Source organism: Microbacterium sp., assembly GCF_011620715.1.
Taxonomy (GTDB): Bacteria; Actinomycetota; Actinomycetes; order Actinomycetales; family Microbacteriaceae; genus Microbacterium.
Genome location: NZ_WOYP01000048.1, coordinates 3,023 through 17,240 on the forward strand (window position 1 = coordinate 3,023; position 14,218 = coordinate 17,240).

Annotated in this window: 14 protein-coding genes and 1 pseudogene; 8 read left to right on the forward strand and 7 right to left on the reverse strand. The window is 69.9% G+C overall.

The window, feature by feature from the left end; genetic code table 11:
* The first annotated feature begins 404 nt into the window (after positions 1-404).
* Together QZV84_RS04745 and QZV84_RS04750 are read left to right on the forward strand one after the other, a co-directional pair.
* Positions 405-794 (forward strand): bleomycin resistance protein, encoded by a 390-nt coding sequence (locus QZV84_RS04745; protein ID WP_292826094.1) that lies wholly within the window; start codon positions 405-407, stop codon positions 792-794.
* Positions 795-894: 100 nt separating this feature from the next.
* Positions 895-1,470: a pyridoxamine 5'-phosphate oxidase family protein gene (locus QZV84_RS04750; protein ID WP_292826097.1), complete on the forward strand. Its 576-nt coding sequence runs from the start codon at positions 895-897 to the stop codon at positions 1,468-1,470.
* On the opposite strand, the gene QZV84_RS04755 is transcribed toward QZV84_RS04750, so the two are convergent.
* From QZV84_RS04755 to QZV84_RS04770, 4 genes are all read right to left on the reverse strand, one after another.
* Positions 1,467-1,919, reverse strand: a complete 453-nt coding sequence (locus QZV84_RS04755; protein WP_292826100.1) for a pyridoxamine 5'-phosphate oxidase family protein — start codon at positions 1,917-1,919, stop codon at positions 1,467-1,469. The two genes, QZV84_RS04750 and QZV84_RS04755, sit on opposite strands and share 4 nt — an antisense overlap.
* Before the next feature lie 103 nt (positions 1,920-2,022).
* A complete protein-coding gene (locus QZV84_RS04760; protein ID WP_292826102.1) occupies positions 2,023-2,661 on the reverse strand; it encodes a response regulator transcription factor in 639 nt (212 codons plus the stop codon).
* Entirely contained in the window at positions 2,658-4,322 is a 1,665-nt protein-coding gene (locus QZV84_RS04765; RefSeq protein ID WP_292826105.1) for a GAF domain-containing protein, read from the reverse strand. The genes QZV84_RS04760 and QZV84_RS04765 overlap by 4 nt, the downstream gene beginning before the upstream one ends.
* Before the next feature lie 50 nt (positions 4,323-4,372).
* A complete protein-coding gene (locus QZV84_RS04770; RefSeq protein ID WP_292826108.1) occupies positions 4,373-5,200 on the reverse strand; it encodes a universal stress protein in 828 nt (275 codons plus the stop codon).
* A gap of 129 nt (positions 5,201-5,329) precedes the next feature.
* On the opposite strand from QZV84_RS04770, the gene QZV84_RS04775 reads away from it, so the two are divergent.
* Positions 5,330-5,644, forward strand: a complete 315-nt coding sequence (locus QZV84_RS04775; RefSeq protein WP_292826110.1) for an ATP-dependent DNA ligase — start codon at positions 5,330-5,332, stop codon at positions 5,642-5,644.
* A 195-nt stretch (positions 5,645-5,839) separates the two neighbouring features.
* Here the strand turns inward: QZV84_RS04775 and QZV84_RS04780 are convergent.
* The 3 genes and pseudogenes from QZV84_RS04780 to QZV84_RS04790 form a co-directional block, all read right to left on the reverse strand.
* A pseudogene (locus QZV84_RS04780) lies at positions 5,840-6,124 on the reverse strand (hypothetical protein); the annotation flags it as partial.
* 88 nt (positions 6,125-6,212) lie between these two features.
* Positions 6,213-7,625: an aspartate aminotransferase family protein gene (locus tag QZV84_RS04785; RefSeq protein WP_292826113.1), complete on the reverse strand. Its 1,413-nt coding sequence runs from the start codon at positions 7,623-7,625 to the stop codon at positions 6,213-6,215.
* A 46-nt stretch (positions 7,626-7,671) separates the two neighbouring features.
* Positions 7,672-8,850 carry an ROK family transcriptional regulator gene (locus tag QZV84_RS04790; protein ID WP_292826116.1) on the reverse strand — a complete coding sequence of 393 codons (1,179 nt, stop codon included), beginning with the start codon at positions 8,848-8,850 and terminating at the stop codon, positions 7,672-7,674.
* Positions 8,851-8,948: 98 nt separating this feature from the next.
* Between QZV84_RS04790 and xylA the strand changes: the two genes are divergently transcribed.
* The 5 genes from xylA (at position 8,949) to QZV84_RS04815 (ending at position 14,203) form a co-directional block, all read left to right on the forward strand.
* Positions 8,949-10,136: a xylose isomerase gene (gene xylA, locus QZV84_RS04795; protein WP_292826119.1), complete on the forward strand. Its 1,188-nt coding sequence runs from the start codon at positions 8,949-8,951 to the stop codon at positions 10,134-10,136.
* 7 nt (positions 10,137-10,143) lie between these two features.
* Positions 10,144-11,448: an FGGY family carbohydrate kinase gene (locus QZV84_RS04800; RefSeq protein WP_292826122.1), complete on the forward strand. Its 1,305-nt coding sequence runs from the start codon at positions 10,144-10,146 to the stop codon at positions 11,446-11,448.
* A 145-nt stretch (positions 11,449-11,593) separates the two neighbouring features.
* Positions 11,594-12,460 (forward strand): transposase, encoded by an 867-nt coding sequence (locus tag QZV84_RS04805; protein ID WP_292826125.1) that lies wholly within the window; start codon positions 11,594-11,596, stop codon positions 12,458-12,460.
* A 58-nt stretch (positions 12,461-12,518) separates the two neighbouring features.
* On the forward strand, positions 12,519-13,721 hold the full coding sequence (locus tag QZV84_RS04810) for a cation:proton antiporter (protein ID WP_292826128.1): 1,203 nt from the start codon (positions 12,519-12,521) through the stop codon (positions 13,719-13,721).
* Complete coding sequence (locus QZV84_RS04815; protein WP_292826130.1) at positions 13,718-14,203, forward strand: glutaminase; 486 nt, start codon at positions 13,718-13,720, stop codon at positions 14,201-14,203. Before QZV84_RS04810 ends, QZV84_RS04815 begins: the two co-directional genes overlap by 4 nt.
* Positions 14,204-14,218 lie beyond the last annotated feature (15 nt).

Genomic DNA, 14,218 nt, shown 5'->3' on the forward strand with positions numbered 1-14,218 from the left:
GCAGCGCCCACGCGAACAGTGCGGGCGGCAACGAAGTGAGCAGCAGCGCCCACGCGAACAGTGCGGGCGGCAACGAAGTGAGCAGCAGCGCCGCCGCGAACAGCAACGCCCACGCGAACAGCAACGCCGCCGCGTCCGATGCGGTGGAGTCCGAAGGCCGATAGGCAGGACGACCCCACCCGGCCCGCCCTTCGATCGTGAGTTCGACGGAGTGCTCGCCGCACTGGCGGAGGGCTCGTGGAGCGGGCCGTCGCGGTGCGCGACCAGCGCTCGATTCCCGGATCGCGGATGCCGTCATCGACGAATCGCTGTTCCACCCGTCCAGGCAACTCACCGCGACGGCATGTCGCCGGTGCGCGACCCGCATCCTGGACACTTCTCCGGCCCGGTCGTAGGGTCGTGCCATGACAGACCGTTCGGTGCCGAACCTCCCTTCACGCGACTTCGCGTCGACCGTGGAGTTCTACGGCCGGTTCGGATTCTTCCCGACGTTTCGCGATGACACGTGGCTCATCCTGCGTCGCGGTGCGATCGAACTCGAGTTCTTCCCGTTGCCGGACCTCGAGCCCTATGCCAGTTCATTCATGTGCAGCATCCGCGTGGATGATCTCGATGACCTGTTCGGTGCCGTGGCCGCGGCGCAGGTGCCTCAGTCGGCCACCGGAATCCCGCGGCTGACACCTGTCGCGACGCGGTCCTGGGGACAGCGCGCGGCCTACCTGATCGACAACGATGGCACCCAGCTGAACCTGATCGAGAACTCGGTCGCGGCAGACGACGACGTTCAGCGATGATCGGACACACCATGCTGCATCGGAGCGCGGAGCGGGACCTTTGCCTCTGGACGCGCGCACACAAGAGGAGTGGACTGTCGGTATAAGAGAGGACCATGCCATGACTGACACAAGGAGCAATGAGAATCGCGGAGTCGAGCACCTCACGACTGCCGAGTGCTGGCGGCTCATGGAAAGCAGTTCGCTCGGGCGCTTGGCGGTGGAGGGCACCGAAGGAGTGCCGGATCTCTTTCCGGTGAACTTCATCGTGCACGACGGATCGGTCTATCTGCGCTCGGCGCCGGGCCTCAAGCTCATGGACATCGCCGCCCGCCCGGGCGTCGCTTTCGAGATCGACGGGCAGGATCCGCTGTCGCACTGGAGCGTGGTGATCAAGGGCACCGCGCGCCGTCTCGACTCGGATGCCGAAATCCATGAGTCGGGTGTGGAGAAGCTCGGCTCTGCGAGTCCCGCGGCCAAGCAGGATTTCATCCGCATCACGCCCGACTCCGTCACCGGTCGACGCTTCCGCAAGGACGCGGCACCTGCGCCGGGCAAGCCCGCGCCGTCGACCACGACGGGCTCCCATCAGCCCGTGAGGCCTCCCGAGAACGACGAGGGCTGGCCGGGAGCGAATCCCGCTGGCGGGACCCGACCGATCCCGATTCCGCACTTCCCCCCGCGCCCCACCCACTAGCTGGTCGGGCCGCTGTCGACCACGTCGTAGCGGTCCGGCTCGGGTGAGCGCCGGAATCTCCTCCCGCTGACGGTCGTGGGGGTGATTCGGACCCATCGGTACTTGAGGGTCGGGATCCAGGGTCGCAGTTCGAGCCGGTCGGCCGCGTCGATGTCGTCCTGCAGCTCGAGCCGCTCCGCGATTCCCTTCACGACCACGCTCGCGGCGGATTCGTCGTCGTAGCGGTCCGCCTCGAGTGCGACGCGCGGGTTGGCGGTCAATTCGGCGAGCTTCGACCCGGGCGAGGTGCGGAAGTAGAGCGCCCCCTCGAAGACCACGAAATTGATCGGGAAGATGTCGACATCGTCTCGAACGCTCAGCGCCAGCCTGCCGAGCTGCGCGTTCTCGAGAAGGTTCCAGTTCTCCTCGCCCGTCATATCGGTTACGGCTTCGTCTGCGAAATCCTGCATGATGGCTCCTCAGCTCGCCCCCGAGCGGCCCGCTGCGGGGATGACTTCAGTGAACCGCAGCCGGGCTGCTCCGGGGCAGGGCCGAAGGTCCCGCCGCGGAGCGTCAGGAGCGGTCACGCTTGTGCTCGACGCCGTAGACCGCAGCCTGCGTGCGCCGTTCCATGCCGAGCTTGGCGAGCAGGCCGCTGACGTAGTTCTTCACCGTCTTCTCGGCCAGGCCCAGCCGCGTGCCGATCTCGCGGTTGGTCAGTCCCTCGGCGATCAGCCCGAGCACCTGGCTCTCCCGCAGCGACAGCTCGGGAGCCGCGGTTTCGGCGCGCGCATCGGGCTGCAGCGTGGACGCGGCCTGGTGCAGCACGGCTGCGGACTGGATCGTGCCGCCGGACGCGACCCGCCGGATCGCATCGATGAGCGCTCGGCTGCGGATGTCTTTCAGGACGTACCCGCTCGCACCGGCGAGCACCGCCGATCGCAGCGCATGATCGTCGTCGTAGGCGGTCAGGATCAGGCAGGCGACCTCGGGGTGTGACGAGCGGATGTCGCGGCACAAGTCGATGCCGCTGCCGTCGGGGAGCCGGACGTCGAGTACGGCCACGTCGGGGAGGGTCGCGTCGATGCGACGGCCCGCCTCGTGGAAAGAACCCGCCTCGCCCACCACGGTGAGGTCGGGTTCGGCATCCACGAGCTGCGCGATTCCGCGTCGCACGATCTCGTGATCGTCCACCAGGAACACGCGGATCATGATGACCGTCCTTCCGTGCCGAATGCCGCGGGAACTGCCCACTCGATACGGGTTCCCCCACCGGGCCGGTCCGCGATCGTGCACGTGCCGCCGAGCAGCCTGGCGCGCTCGGTCATGTTGGCCAGCCCGCTCAGCGGCACGGATGGAGGGATGCCGCGGCCGTCGTCGTCGACCGTCAGAGTCACGATGCCATCGTCGATGCTCAGGTCGACCTGGACGGTCTGCGCATCCGCGTGCTTCGCGACGTTCGTCAGGCACTCGCGCAGCACAGCGCTGAGCTCGTCGGTGAGCGGCGCGGACACGAGGGAGTCCAGAGGGCCGCTGAAGGTGATGCGCGGTGTGACCGGCATGCCGGTCGACAGTTCCGACACCACATTCAGCATGCGGTCCCGCGGCCTTCTGCTCTGCGCGCGGTCACCGGAGCCCAGCGCGAAGATGACGGTGCGGATGTCTTTGATGGCGGCGTCGACCGCATCGACCTGGGTCTCGATCGCCGCCGAGGCGTCGGCATCCACCGTCGCAGAGACCGCCTGCAGCGACAGTCCTGCGCCGAACAGGCGCTGGATGACGTGGTCGTGCAGGTCGCGCGCGATCCGTGCCCGGTCACGGGCGAGGTCGAGTCGCCGGCGGTCTTCGCGCGCTCGGACGACTTCGATCGCCACGCCCGCCTGCCCCGCGAAGGCGAATGCCATATCGAGGTCGGCGGCCGTGAAGGCGGGACTGTGCGGGCGTCGCGAGACGGTGAGGACTCCGAGAGGTTCGTCACCGGCGAAGAGGGGGATGGCGACGGTCGGCCCGAGGTCGCGCCGGCCCTCGAACAGTCCGGGCTGGCGGTCCACGCTCGCCGCGCGACGGGTGGCCAGTGCGCGCGACGCGAGCGTGCCTGCCGCAGGGATGATCTGTCCCCGCGCCTGCCCGGCTCCGGCGCCGCGCACTGTCGTGACGCGCAGCTCGTCGGTGCCGTGCGGAACCATCACGTGCACGAGGTCGACATCGATCATCGCGCCGACGTGCTCGGCGATCACCTCGAGCACATCCTCGCCGGCGGCCTCGAGCATCGCCGCCATCACATCGGCCGTCGTGGCGCTCCACGCTTCGCGGGCGCGCGCGATGTCGTACAGGCGGGCGTTCTCGATCGCGATGCCGGCGGTCGCGGCGAGGGCCACGACGAGCTCTTCGTCGTCGTCGGTGAACGCGTCGCGCGCACCCCGGGTGAGGTAGAGGTTGCCGTAGACCTGGTCGCCGACACGGATCGGCACCCCCAGGAAGGACTCCATGTCGGGATGATGAGCCGGGAAGCCCACCGCGCGGGGGTCGGATGCCAGGTGCTCGAGCCGGATCGGGGCGTGTTCGGTGATCACGGCGCCCAGGAGCCCTCGTCCGGTGGGCAGGTGCCCGATGTGGGCAACGGTCTGGGAGTCGACGCCGACGTGGATGAAGCGCTCGAGGCCGTTGCCGTCGGCTGCGATGACGCCGAGCGCGCCGTACTGCGCATCGACCAGGGCCATCGCCGCCTCGACGATTCGGCGCAGGACGATCTCCAGGTCAAGACGCTCCACGACCGTGGTGGTCGCGCGCAGGAGGTCGGTGAGCCGACGCTCTGCGCGTGCAGCCCCATCGGCCGCGGCGGTGTTCGCCGGCGCATCGAGGTCCCCGGGCATGGACGCCTCCTGTCGAGGCGAGTCTAGTGAAGCTCGCGGGCAGGCACCGATCAGCTCGACTCGACACCCGGCACCACGCATACCGGGATCCGGCTCTGCGCGAGCACATCCTGGCCGATCGACCCCAGCAGGGTTCCCTGCAACAGGCCCCGGTGGTGGGTGCCCATGACCAGGAGCGATGCGCCGCGGGTGGCGCGCAGCAGCGCAGAGGCGGGATTGCTCTGCTCCAGGATCTGCTCGATGACGAGGTCGGGATGCCCGGTCTGCGCGCGCGCAGCCGCATCACGAAGGATCTTGCGCTGACCGGCCCGTGCCTCGATGGGCGACGCAAGCAGCGCTACGGATCCCTCCATCCGCGGCAGCGGCATGGTCCACGTGTGCACGAGTGTGAGCGGTTGGCCCGAGACGGCCGCCTCACGCGCAGCGAAGTCCACGGCCTCGGCCGAGGAGTCGTCGTCGTCCACGCCGACGACGACTCTGCCGGTCGTGGCTTCCCAGTCATCCGGAACGACGGCGACAGGGGTGTGCGAGCGGGAGGCGACACGAGTCGGCATCCATCCGGACAGCGCCGACCAGATCGGGTGCCCGCGGTGCGAGCCCACGACCAGCAGGTCGGCGCCGCGCGCGCGCTCGAGCAGCGCATCCGGCATCTTGCCGGTGAACCGATGCGAGTCGATGTCCGCATCCGGCGCACGGTCGCGTACACGCCGTTCGGCCTCGATGAGGCCTGCGTCACGACCGAAGTCGTCCTGCAGCAGCGTGCCGCCGATCATGATGATCTCGATCCGCGTCTGTCGGCTCGCGGCGCGTTCGGCGACCCAGTCCAGCGCGACCGACGACGTCTCGCTGCCGTCGAATCCCAACACGATCGTCTCCACAGCGCGCCTCCTCGAATAGCGGCGACCTGCGATCGTGCCGCCACTTCGGACAGTAGAGGGCGCGGTGCCCAGAGCGAAGGGCCGAAGGTCCCATGTCGGCTGCGCGGCGCTCGCCGGTAGGCTCGCCGCATGGGCAGGTTCATCTACGACACCATGGCGAACTCGGTCGACATCGACGACCGGACACTGGCGCATCTGCGCATCGTCGTGATGAACAAGCTGCGCCGCGGCGAGGCGTTCATGTTCGATGTCGAGGTGGGCGACGGGAGCGGCCGGCGCAGCTTCTGGATGCACCCGTCGGTGCCGATCCAGTTCCACTTCTACGGCAGCCGCAACCCGCGCATCAACCGCGCCTGGATCGAAGAGCTGATGCAGGTTGCGAGCGGCCCGAACGGTCTGACCATCACCGCCGAGCCGCCCGAGGATGCGCCCGTTGAGGAGTGATCAGTCCTCGCGCTGAACCGGGACCTCTGAGGTCTCGATGACATTCGACGCGGTGGGTGCCTCGCCGGGGATCATCTCGGTGCCGGCGACCGTGAGCTTGTCGATCGAGAGCTCGTCGACGTCGACCTTGCCGATCGCCAGGGGCGGCTCCTCGGAGGTGACGACCTCGATGGGACCGGTGTCGAAGTGCTCGGCGACCAGCATGATGCCGCCCGAGGAGTTCGCCGAACTGGCGAGTTCCTCGATCCATTCGCGGCTCAGCTCGGCGGGCTCGGGGTCGTCGAACACGAAGCGCAGCGGGATCGAGGGGTGCAGCCAGATCGTGCTGCGTCCGCGCGGTTGATCCTCCGGATGCCGCCAGGTGACCGTGAAGCTCTCGCTGCGACGCAGCTTGGTCGCAATGACGACTTTCAGGTGCGCGAGAGCGCGATCGTCGATGTGGATCGGGGTGGCCGATCCGCCGTAGTAGATGGTGCCCACCGAGCCACCATAAGCCCTATCCTGTCGCGCTCCGGCATTCCTGTCGAACGCCTCTTCAGCGCACGCCGGACGCGGGTCTGAAGCGGGTCTATAGCCGCGACCACGCCTCGGTGAGCACTCCGCGCAGGATCTGCTCGATCTCGTCGAACTCGGACGGGCCGATCGTGAGCGGCGGAGCGAGCTGGATGACGGGGTCTCCGCGGTCGTCCGCGCGGCAGTACAGGCCGGCGTCGAACAGCGCCTTGGACAGGAAGCCGCGCAGCAGCCGCTCCGACTCGTCATCGTCGAAGGTCTCTTTCGTGAGCTTGTCCTTCACGAGCTCGATTCCGAAGAAGTAGCCGTCGCCGCGGACATCGCCCACGATCGGCAGGTCGGTGAGCTTCTCGAGTGTCGAGCGGAAGACCGGCGAGTTCTCGCGGACGTGCGCGAGCAGGCCCTCCTCCTCGAAGATGTCGAGGTTCTCCAGCGCCACGGCGGCCGAGACCGGGTGCCCGCCGAAGGTGTACCCGTGCGGGAACGAGACCTGGCCGTGGGCGAAGGGCTCGTACACGCGGTCGCTGACGATGGTGCCGCCCAGTGGCGAGTAGCCGCTCGTGACCGCTTTCGCGAAGGTGATCATGTCGGGCTGGAACCCGTACGCGTCGGCACCGAAGTAGTGGCCGAGCCGGCCGAACGCGCAGATGACCTCGTCCGAGACCAGGAGCACGTCGTACTTGTCGCAGATCTCCCGCACGCGCTGAAAGTAGCCGGGAGGAGGCGGGAAGCATCCGCCCGAGTTCTGCACCGGCTCGAGGAAGACGGCGGCCACGGTCTCAGGGCCCTCGAAATTGATCATCTCCTCGATGCGATCTGCCGCCCAGACTCCGAACTGCTCCTGCGTGCCGCCGGTGAAGCCCATCTCGCCCGCGCGGTAGAAGTTCGTGTTCGGCACGCGGAAGCCGCCCGGGACGACCGGCTCGAACATCGACTTCATGCCCGGCAAGCCGGTGATCGCCAGGGCGCCCTGCGGAGTGCCGTGGTAGGCGATGTACCGCGAGATCACCTTGTGCTTGGCGGGCTGGCCGGCCAGCTTCCAGTAGTGCTTGGCGAGCTTGAACGCGGTCTCGACGGCTTCGCCGCCGCCCGTGGAGAAGAAGACGTGGTTGAGGTCTCCGGGGGCGAGGTCGGCGATGCGGTCGGCGAGCTCGATCGCCGCCGGATGCGCGTACGACCAGATCGGGAAGAAGGCGAGCTGCTCGGCCTGGCGTGCGCCCGCCTCGGCGAGGCGGCGGCGCCCGTGCCCGGCGTTGACGACGAAGAGGCCCGCGAGGCCGTCGATGTACTCCTTGCCGGTCGAGTCCCAGATGCGGTGACCCTCGCCCTTGACGATGATCGGCACGCCGTCACCCTCTGTCATGACCGACTGGCGCGAGAAGTGCATCCAGAGGTGGTCGCGCGCCATCGCCTGCAGCTCGGCTTCGGAGCGCGCAGCGCGAGAGGTGGGTTCGGTCGAGATCGACATGCGTCGGGCCTTCCTGCCGGTTGCCTCCGACGATACTCGCGACACTTCACGCCTGCGCGTGATGGCCCAGTGGGTCCGACAGGATGTCCGCGAACGCCGCCTCGGCGGCACCGATGAGCAGCCGGTCTTCCGCGAGGACCGCGACCCTGATGTCGAGTCCCTCCATGCTCGCCGGCATGGCGTGCGCGCCTACCGCCGCGGTGAGGCCCTCGAGGTCGCGTTCGGCGATCGTCGCGAGGAATCCGCCGAGCACGACGACCGACGGGTTGAGCACGTTGACGGCGTTCGCCAGGGCCGTCGCCAGGATGCGGCGCTGCCGCGCCAGCTCGGCGATCGCGTCGGGCAGCGTCGAGGCGGCCAGCAGCGCCGCGAGCGTCGGCTCGTCCGCGGAGGGCCGCGCGACCACCGCGAGCAGCCGGGCCCGGCTCACCTCGGCTTCGAGCACGCCCGAGCCGGCTCGGCGGTCATGGTCCGAGGCGATGCCCGGCCGGTTCTGCCCGAATTCGCCCGCGTACCCGCCCGCGCCGGCGACCGGCATCCCGTGAACGATCAGACCGCCGCCGATGCCGCTGGCCCCGCCATTGAGGTACACGACGTCCTCGATGCCGCGTGCGGCCCCGTAGAGGTGTTCGGCGATCGCGCCCAGGCTCGCGTCATTGCCCACGACCGTCGGCAGGCCGGTCGCGTCGGCGACGAGACCGCGGACCGGCGCGTCGGTCCAGTTCAGGTGGGGGGCGCTGCGCACCAGCCCGTCGGCGGCTCGGACCAGTCCGGGAACGGCGAGCCCGACCGCGACGACGCGCGCGTCGGCGAGCGGGCCGGCGCGCCAGAGAGCGATGCGCTCCGCGACGATCGCCGCGGTCTCTTCGGGCGTGATCAGGTGGTCGAGCTCGATGCGCTCGCGGATCGGGATGCCGCGGTCCAGGCCGACCGCTCCGATCGTGAGCGCATCGACCTCGGGATTGACGGCTATCGCCACCACCCTCGGGTCCATGGCCACCACGGGGGACGGGCGACCGACACGGCGCGCGCGATCGGGCGCGCGCTCCTGGACCAGTCCTTCACGGACCAGCTGTGCGACGAGGTCGGCGATCGTCGACCGGTTCAGGCCCGTCGACTCGGTCAGGGCAGCACGCGAGAGGGGACCCTCCAGGTGCACCAGACGCAGGATGCGGACCAGATTGCGCTGGCGCACGCCTTCGGCTGCGCTGCGGGAGTCGGTCACGCGTCCCACTGTAGGAGACCGGTCGGTCGGATCCTCCTGGACGCGGCATCCGTTCCGCGATAGGTTGTTTTCAGCAACAATTCTCGCGAAGGAGCATCATGCCCGCACCCACAACCGCCGACAAGTTCTCATTCGGACTCTGGACGGTCGGCTACAACGGCACCGATCCGTTCGGTGGCCCCACCCGTCACCCGCTCGACGTCGTGCACGCCGTCGAGAAGCTCACCGAGCTCGGTGCGTACGGTCTCACGTTCCACGACGACGACCTGTTCGCCTTCGGCTCGACCGAGGCCGAGCGCCAGAAGCAGATCGACCGCCTGAAGGCCGCGCTCGCCGACACCGGGATGATCATCCCGATGGTGACGACCAACCTGTTCAGCGCCCCGGTCTTCAAGGACGGCGGCTTCACCTCGAACGACCGCGATGTGCGCCGCTTCGCCCTGCGAAAGGTGTTCCGCCAGCTCGACCTGGGAGCCGAGCTCGGCGCGAAGACGTTCGTGATGTGGGGCGGGCGCGAGGGTGCCGAGTACGACTCCGCCAAAGACATCCGGCAGGCGCTCGAGCGCTACCGCGAGGCCGTCAACCTGCTCGGCGACTACGTCGTCGACAAGGGCTACGACATCCGCTTCGCTATCGAGCCGAAGCCCAACGAGCCGCGCGGCGACATCCTGCTGCCCACGCTCGGCCACGCGATCGCGTTCATAGACTCGCTCGCCCGCCCAGAACTCGTGGGCCTGAACCCCGAGGTCGGCCACGAGCAGATGGCGGGGCTGAACTTCGCCGCCGGCATCGCGCAGGCGATGTACCACGGCAAGCTCTTCCACATCGACCTCAACGGCCAGCGCGGCATCAAGTACGACCAGGACCTCGTGTTCGGTCACGGCGACCTGCACAACGCGTTCGCGCTCGTGGACCTGCTCGAGAACGGCGGGCCGGGCGGGGTCCCGGCCTACGACGGCCCGCGGCACTTCGACTACAAGCCCAGTCGCACCGAAGACGAGAAGGGCGTATGGGAATCGGCATCCGCCAACATGCGCACCTACCTGCTGCTCAAGGAGCGCGCAGCGGCCTTCCGTGCCGATCCCGAGGTGCAGGAGGCCCTGGAGGCCTCTCGCGTGCACGAGCTCTCGGTGCCGACGCTGGGCGAGGGCGAGACGTACGACGACCTGCTCGCCGACCGTTCGGCGTACGAGGATTTCGATGCGTCGGTCTACCTCGGCGGCAAGGGCTTCGGCTTCGTGCGCCTGCAGCAGCTCGCGACCGAGCACCTGCTCGGCGCCCGCTGACCCGCCGATGACGCTGGTCATGGGAGTCGACTCGTCGACGCAGTCGTGCAAGGTCGTGATCACCGATGCCGCCACAGGGGCCATCGTGCGCGAAGGGCGCCGAGCGCACCCGAACGGCACCGAGGTCGACCCGGCGGCGTGGTGGTCGGCCCTGCAGGGTGCGATCGCGGATGCCGGGGGTCTGGGCGATGTGCACGCCTGGGCGATCGGCGGCCAGCAGCATGGCATGGTCGTGCTCGACGAGTCCGGCCGGGTCATCCGGGCGGCGCTGCTGTGGAACGACACCCGCTCCGCGGGCGCTGCGGCGGACCTGATCGCCGAGTTCGCGGCCGATCAGCTCGCCCGGCGCACGGGCCTGGTGCCGGTCGCCTCGTTCACGATCACCAAGCTCCGCTGGCTGCGCGATTGCGAACCGGAGCATGCGGCGCGCGTCGCCGCCGTCGCGCTGCCGCACGACTGGCTCACCTGGCGCCTGCGCGGCTTCGGGCCCGAGGGGGAGTCCGCGCTCGGGCCGGTGCTCGACGAGCTCATCACCGACCGGTCCGATGCCTCGGGCACCGGATACTGGGATCCCGCGACGGGCGGCTACGACCGCGAGCTGCTGGTCGCCGCCCTCGGGCATGACGCGATCCTGCCCCGCGTGCTCGGGCCGCAGGAGTGGGTGTCGGATGCCGAAGGCCGGCGCGTCGGCGGCGGAGCAGGCGACAACGCGGCCGCCGCACTCGGGCTCGGCATCGGCCCCGGCGACGTGGTGGTCTCGATCGGCACGAGCGGCACCGTCTTCGCCGTCGGCGAGCAGCGCACGATCGATCCGACCGGCACGGTCGCGGGGCTCGCGGACTGCACGGGACGGTTCCTCCCCCTCGTCGCGACGCTCAACGCCGCCCGGGTGCTCGACGCGATCGCCGGCCTGCTCGGGGTCGACCACGCCGAGCTCAGCCGCCTCGCGCTCGCCGCAGAGCCGGGCGCGCAGGGCCTTTCGCTCGTGCCCTACTTCGAGGGCGAGCGCACTCCGAATCTGCCGGATGCGACGGCATCCCTCACCGGCATGACCCTGGCCTCGACCACCCGCGAGAACCTCGCGCGCGCCGCCGTCGAGGGCATGCTCGGCGGCCTCGGAGCCGGCCTCGTCGCGCTGCGCGCCCTCGGCGTGCCGATCCAGCGCGCTCTGCTCGTCGGCGGCGGCGCGCAGTCCGAGGCCGTGCGGGTCATCGCGCCACTCGTGCTCGGGGTGCCGGTCGAGGTGCCCGCGCCCGGGGAGTATGTCGCCCTCGGTGCCGCTCGGCAGGCGGCATCCGTCCTGTCCTCGTGAACCCGAGAAGGTGTCTTCAGCGCCGAGAAGGCGCGCTCGAGAGCGAGAAGGTGCCACCTTCTCGGCGCGGGACCCACCTTCTCGGCGCGGGACCCACCTTCTCGGCGCGTCGCGGTGCAGTCGCCGCGCCCGACAGAATGGGCGTGTGCCCCCTCCCGTCGATGAGCCCGCCGCCGATGATGCGGCGGCGCAGCTCGATGAGATCGCGGCGGAGCTCTATGCCCTGCCGCCCGACGACTTCACGGCGGCGCGCAACGCCCGGGCCGCGGCATCCGATCGCACGCTCGCCGCACGCGTGAAGAGCCTGCGCAAGCCGACCGCCGCGGCGTGGGCCGTCGACCTGCTCGCCCGCGACGGGCAGCTGGCCGAGGCGCTCCAGCTGGCCGGCGCCCTGCGGGAGGCGCAGGACGACCTCGACGGCGCAGAGCTCGCCCGCCTGGGCCGCCAGCGACGGGCTCTCGTGGCCGCGCTGGCCACCCAGGCGGTCGATCTGGCCGCGGACCGCGGTGTCTCGGTCAGCGCTGCGGCGCGCGCCGACGTCGAGAAGACCATCAACGCCGCCGTGATGGATGCCGCAGCCGCGGCGGCTGTGATGACGGCGCGGCTGGTCCGCCCGCTCGAGGCGACGGGATTCGACGCGGTCGACGTCTCCGACGCCGTCGGGGGGTCTCTGCCCGGCGTTCCCGATGCACCGCCGCCGAGCCGCGACGACCTCGCAGAGCGCCGCGCCCGCAAGGAGGCCGAACGTGCGGTGCGCGAAGCCGAGCGTGCCGCAGGCGAGGCCGACCGCGAGCTCGCGAAGATCGACGCGAAGCTCGCGAAAGCCCGCGAGCGCGCCGATCACCTGAGCGAGCGGATCGCCGACCTGCGTGCCGAACTGACCCGCTTCGAGGCGGACGCCCAGAAGGCCGAGCGCGAGAGCCGGCGCCTGGATGAGGACAGAGCGGATGCCGCAGCCCGCTCGCGTGCCGCGCAGCGCGATGCAGAGAAGGCGCGGAAGGTGCTCGAGTGAGTCCAGACCTACCAGGCTGGCGGCGCTGAGGTGGCCCCTGAGTCGGTACGGTGAACGCGTGGACCAGCTCGAGCCGACCCTTCTCGTCATCCCGCTGCTCGCGGTGCTGGCGCCGCTGCTGGCTCGCAGCCTGTCACAGTGGGTGCGGGTGCCGATCGTGGTGTTCGAGCTCGTCTTGGGAATCATCGCGGGACCGGCCGTTCTCGGGTGGGCACAGCCCTCCTACTTCGCCGACGCGCTCTCGGAGTTCGGCCTCGCGATGCTGTTCTTCGTCGCCGGATCCGAGATCGAGTTCAGTGCCTTCCGCGGTCGCACGGGCCGGCGGGCCGTCTTCGGGTGGCTGATCAGCCTGACGGCCGGCGTGGGGCTTGCCTGGGTGCTCTTCCCCGGCGAGGTGGCGATCGTCGTCGGCATCGCCCTGTGCTCCACGGCCCTCGGCACGATCCTGCCGATCCTGCGCGACGCGGGCGAGCTGCGCACGCCTTTCGGCAAGGCGATGGGGGCGATCGGCGCGGTGGGCGAGTTCGGCCCTCTGATCGCGATCTCGCTGTTCCTCGGCGGCCGCGACCCGGGATTCGAGACCATCGTCCTCGCGATCTTCGGGGTCGTGTCGGGACTGGCGATCTGGCTCGCGCTGCGGATGCCGCGCGGGGCGATGCATCGCGTCGTCAACGGCACGCTGCACACGTCGGGTCAGTTCGCCATCCGGGTGGTGTTCCTGATCCTCTCGGCACTGGTTGCGCTGAGCATCGTGCTCGACCTCGACATGCTGCTGGGCGCCTTCGCCGCCGGCATCGTGTGGCGACTTCTCATGCGAGATGCCGACGAGTCGGACCGCACGGCTGTGGAGAGCAAGGTCGAGGCCGTGGCGTTCGGCTTCCTCGTTCCCGTCTTCTTCATCTACACCGGCGTCACGTTCGATCTCTCGGCACTCACGACGAACCCGATCCTGCTGCTCGCGGTGCCGGTCGTGCTGATCGTCCTGCTGCTGGTGCGCGGTCTTGCGTCCATGCTCGCCGCGCCCCCGGGATCGAGTCGTCGTGATCGCATCGCGGTCGCGTTCCTCGGGGCGACCGCGCTGCCGATCATCGTCGCAGTCACCGCGATCGGGGTCGATGAGGACATCCTCACCTCCGCACACGCCTCAGTGCTCATCGGCGCGGGGATGCTGTCGGTGCTGCTGTTCCCGCTGATCGCGATGACCCTGCGCGGTGAGCGCAGTGCGCGGGTGGCCGCGCCGCTCGAGGACGACCTGGCGTGAGCACCCGCGTGCTGCTCGAAGCCGCTCGGGCACGGCTGGCGGATGCCCCTCGTGAAGCACTCGGCGAGCTGATCGTGCCCCGCCGGGTGCTGGGCGTCGGCCGCTTGCCGCGCATCGCCCGCTGCGGATCCGCCTGGCACCTGGGCGTGCTGCTGGTCACCGACGACGCCGTGCTGGCAACCGGCGACATCGTGCGCGCGCGGCAGGAGGTGCGGCGCGGGTTCACCGCCGAGTCGCAGCGGCAGCGTGCCGAGCTCGCAGCGGCCGCCCGCCGCGGAGGAATCACGGAAGGCGAGACCGTGCACATCGGGTGGATGACGCTCGATGCCGATGCGGTCGATTCGGGTGCGGCATCCGGCCCCCTCGCCCTGCGCGACGGGGTTCCGAGCGTGCGCTGGAGCACGGCGGGCGGTTTCATGCCGCTGGCGGCATACCTCGATGAGCGGGTCGGGCTGCTGCGGCATCCGCCTGCCGGCGCGTAGCGGTGTGGGCGCAGC

Bases quoted from the DNA above. Each gene is read 5' to 3' on its own strand.
- QZV84_RS04800 (WP_292826122.1), top strand. From the start codon at position 10,144: ATGACGCTGGTCATGGGAGTCGACTCGTCGACGCAGTCGTGCAAGGTC.
- QZV84_RS04745 (WP_292826094.1), top strand. From the start codon at position 405: ATGACAGACCGTTCGGTGCCGAACCTCCCTTCACGCGACTTCGCGTCG.
- QZV84_RS04755 (WP_292826100.1), bottom strand. From the start codon at position 1,919: ATGCAGGATTTCGCAGACGAAGCCGTAACCGATATGACGGGCGAGGAG.
- QZV84_RS04775 (WP_292826110.1), top strand. From the start codon at position 5,330: ATGGGCAGGTTCATCTACGACACCATGGCGAACTCGGTCGACATCGAC.
- QZV84_RS04765 (WP_292826105.1), bottom strand. From the start codon at position 4,322: ATGCCCGGGGACCTCGATGCGCCGGCGAACACCGCCGCGGCCGATGGG.
- QZV84_RS04760 (WP_292826102.1), bottom strand. From the start codon at position 2,661: ATGATCCGCGTGTTCCTGGTGGACGATCACGAGATCGTGCGACGCGGA.
- QZV84_RS04785 (WP_292826113.1), bottom strand. From the start codon at position 7,625: ATGTCGATCTCGACCGAACCCACCTCTCGCGCTGCGCGCTCCGAAGCC.
- xylA (WP_292826119.1), top strand. From the start codon at position 8,949: ATGCCCGCACCCACAACCGCCGACAAGTTCTCATTCGGACTCTGGACG.
- QZV84_RS04750 (WP_292826097.1), top strand. From the start codon at position 895: ATGACTGACACAAGGAGCAATGAGAATCGCGGAGTCGAGCACCTCACG.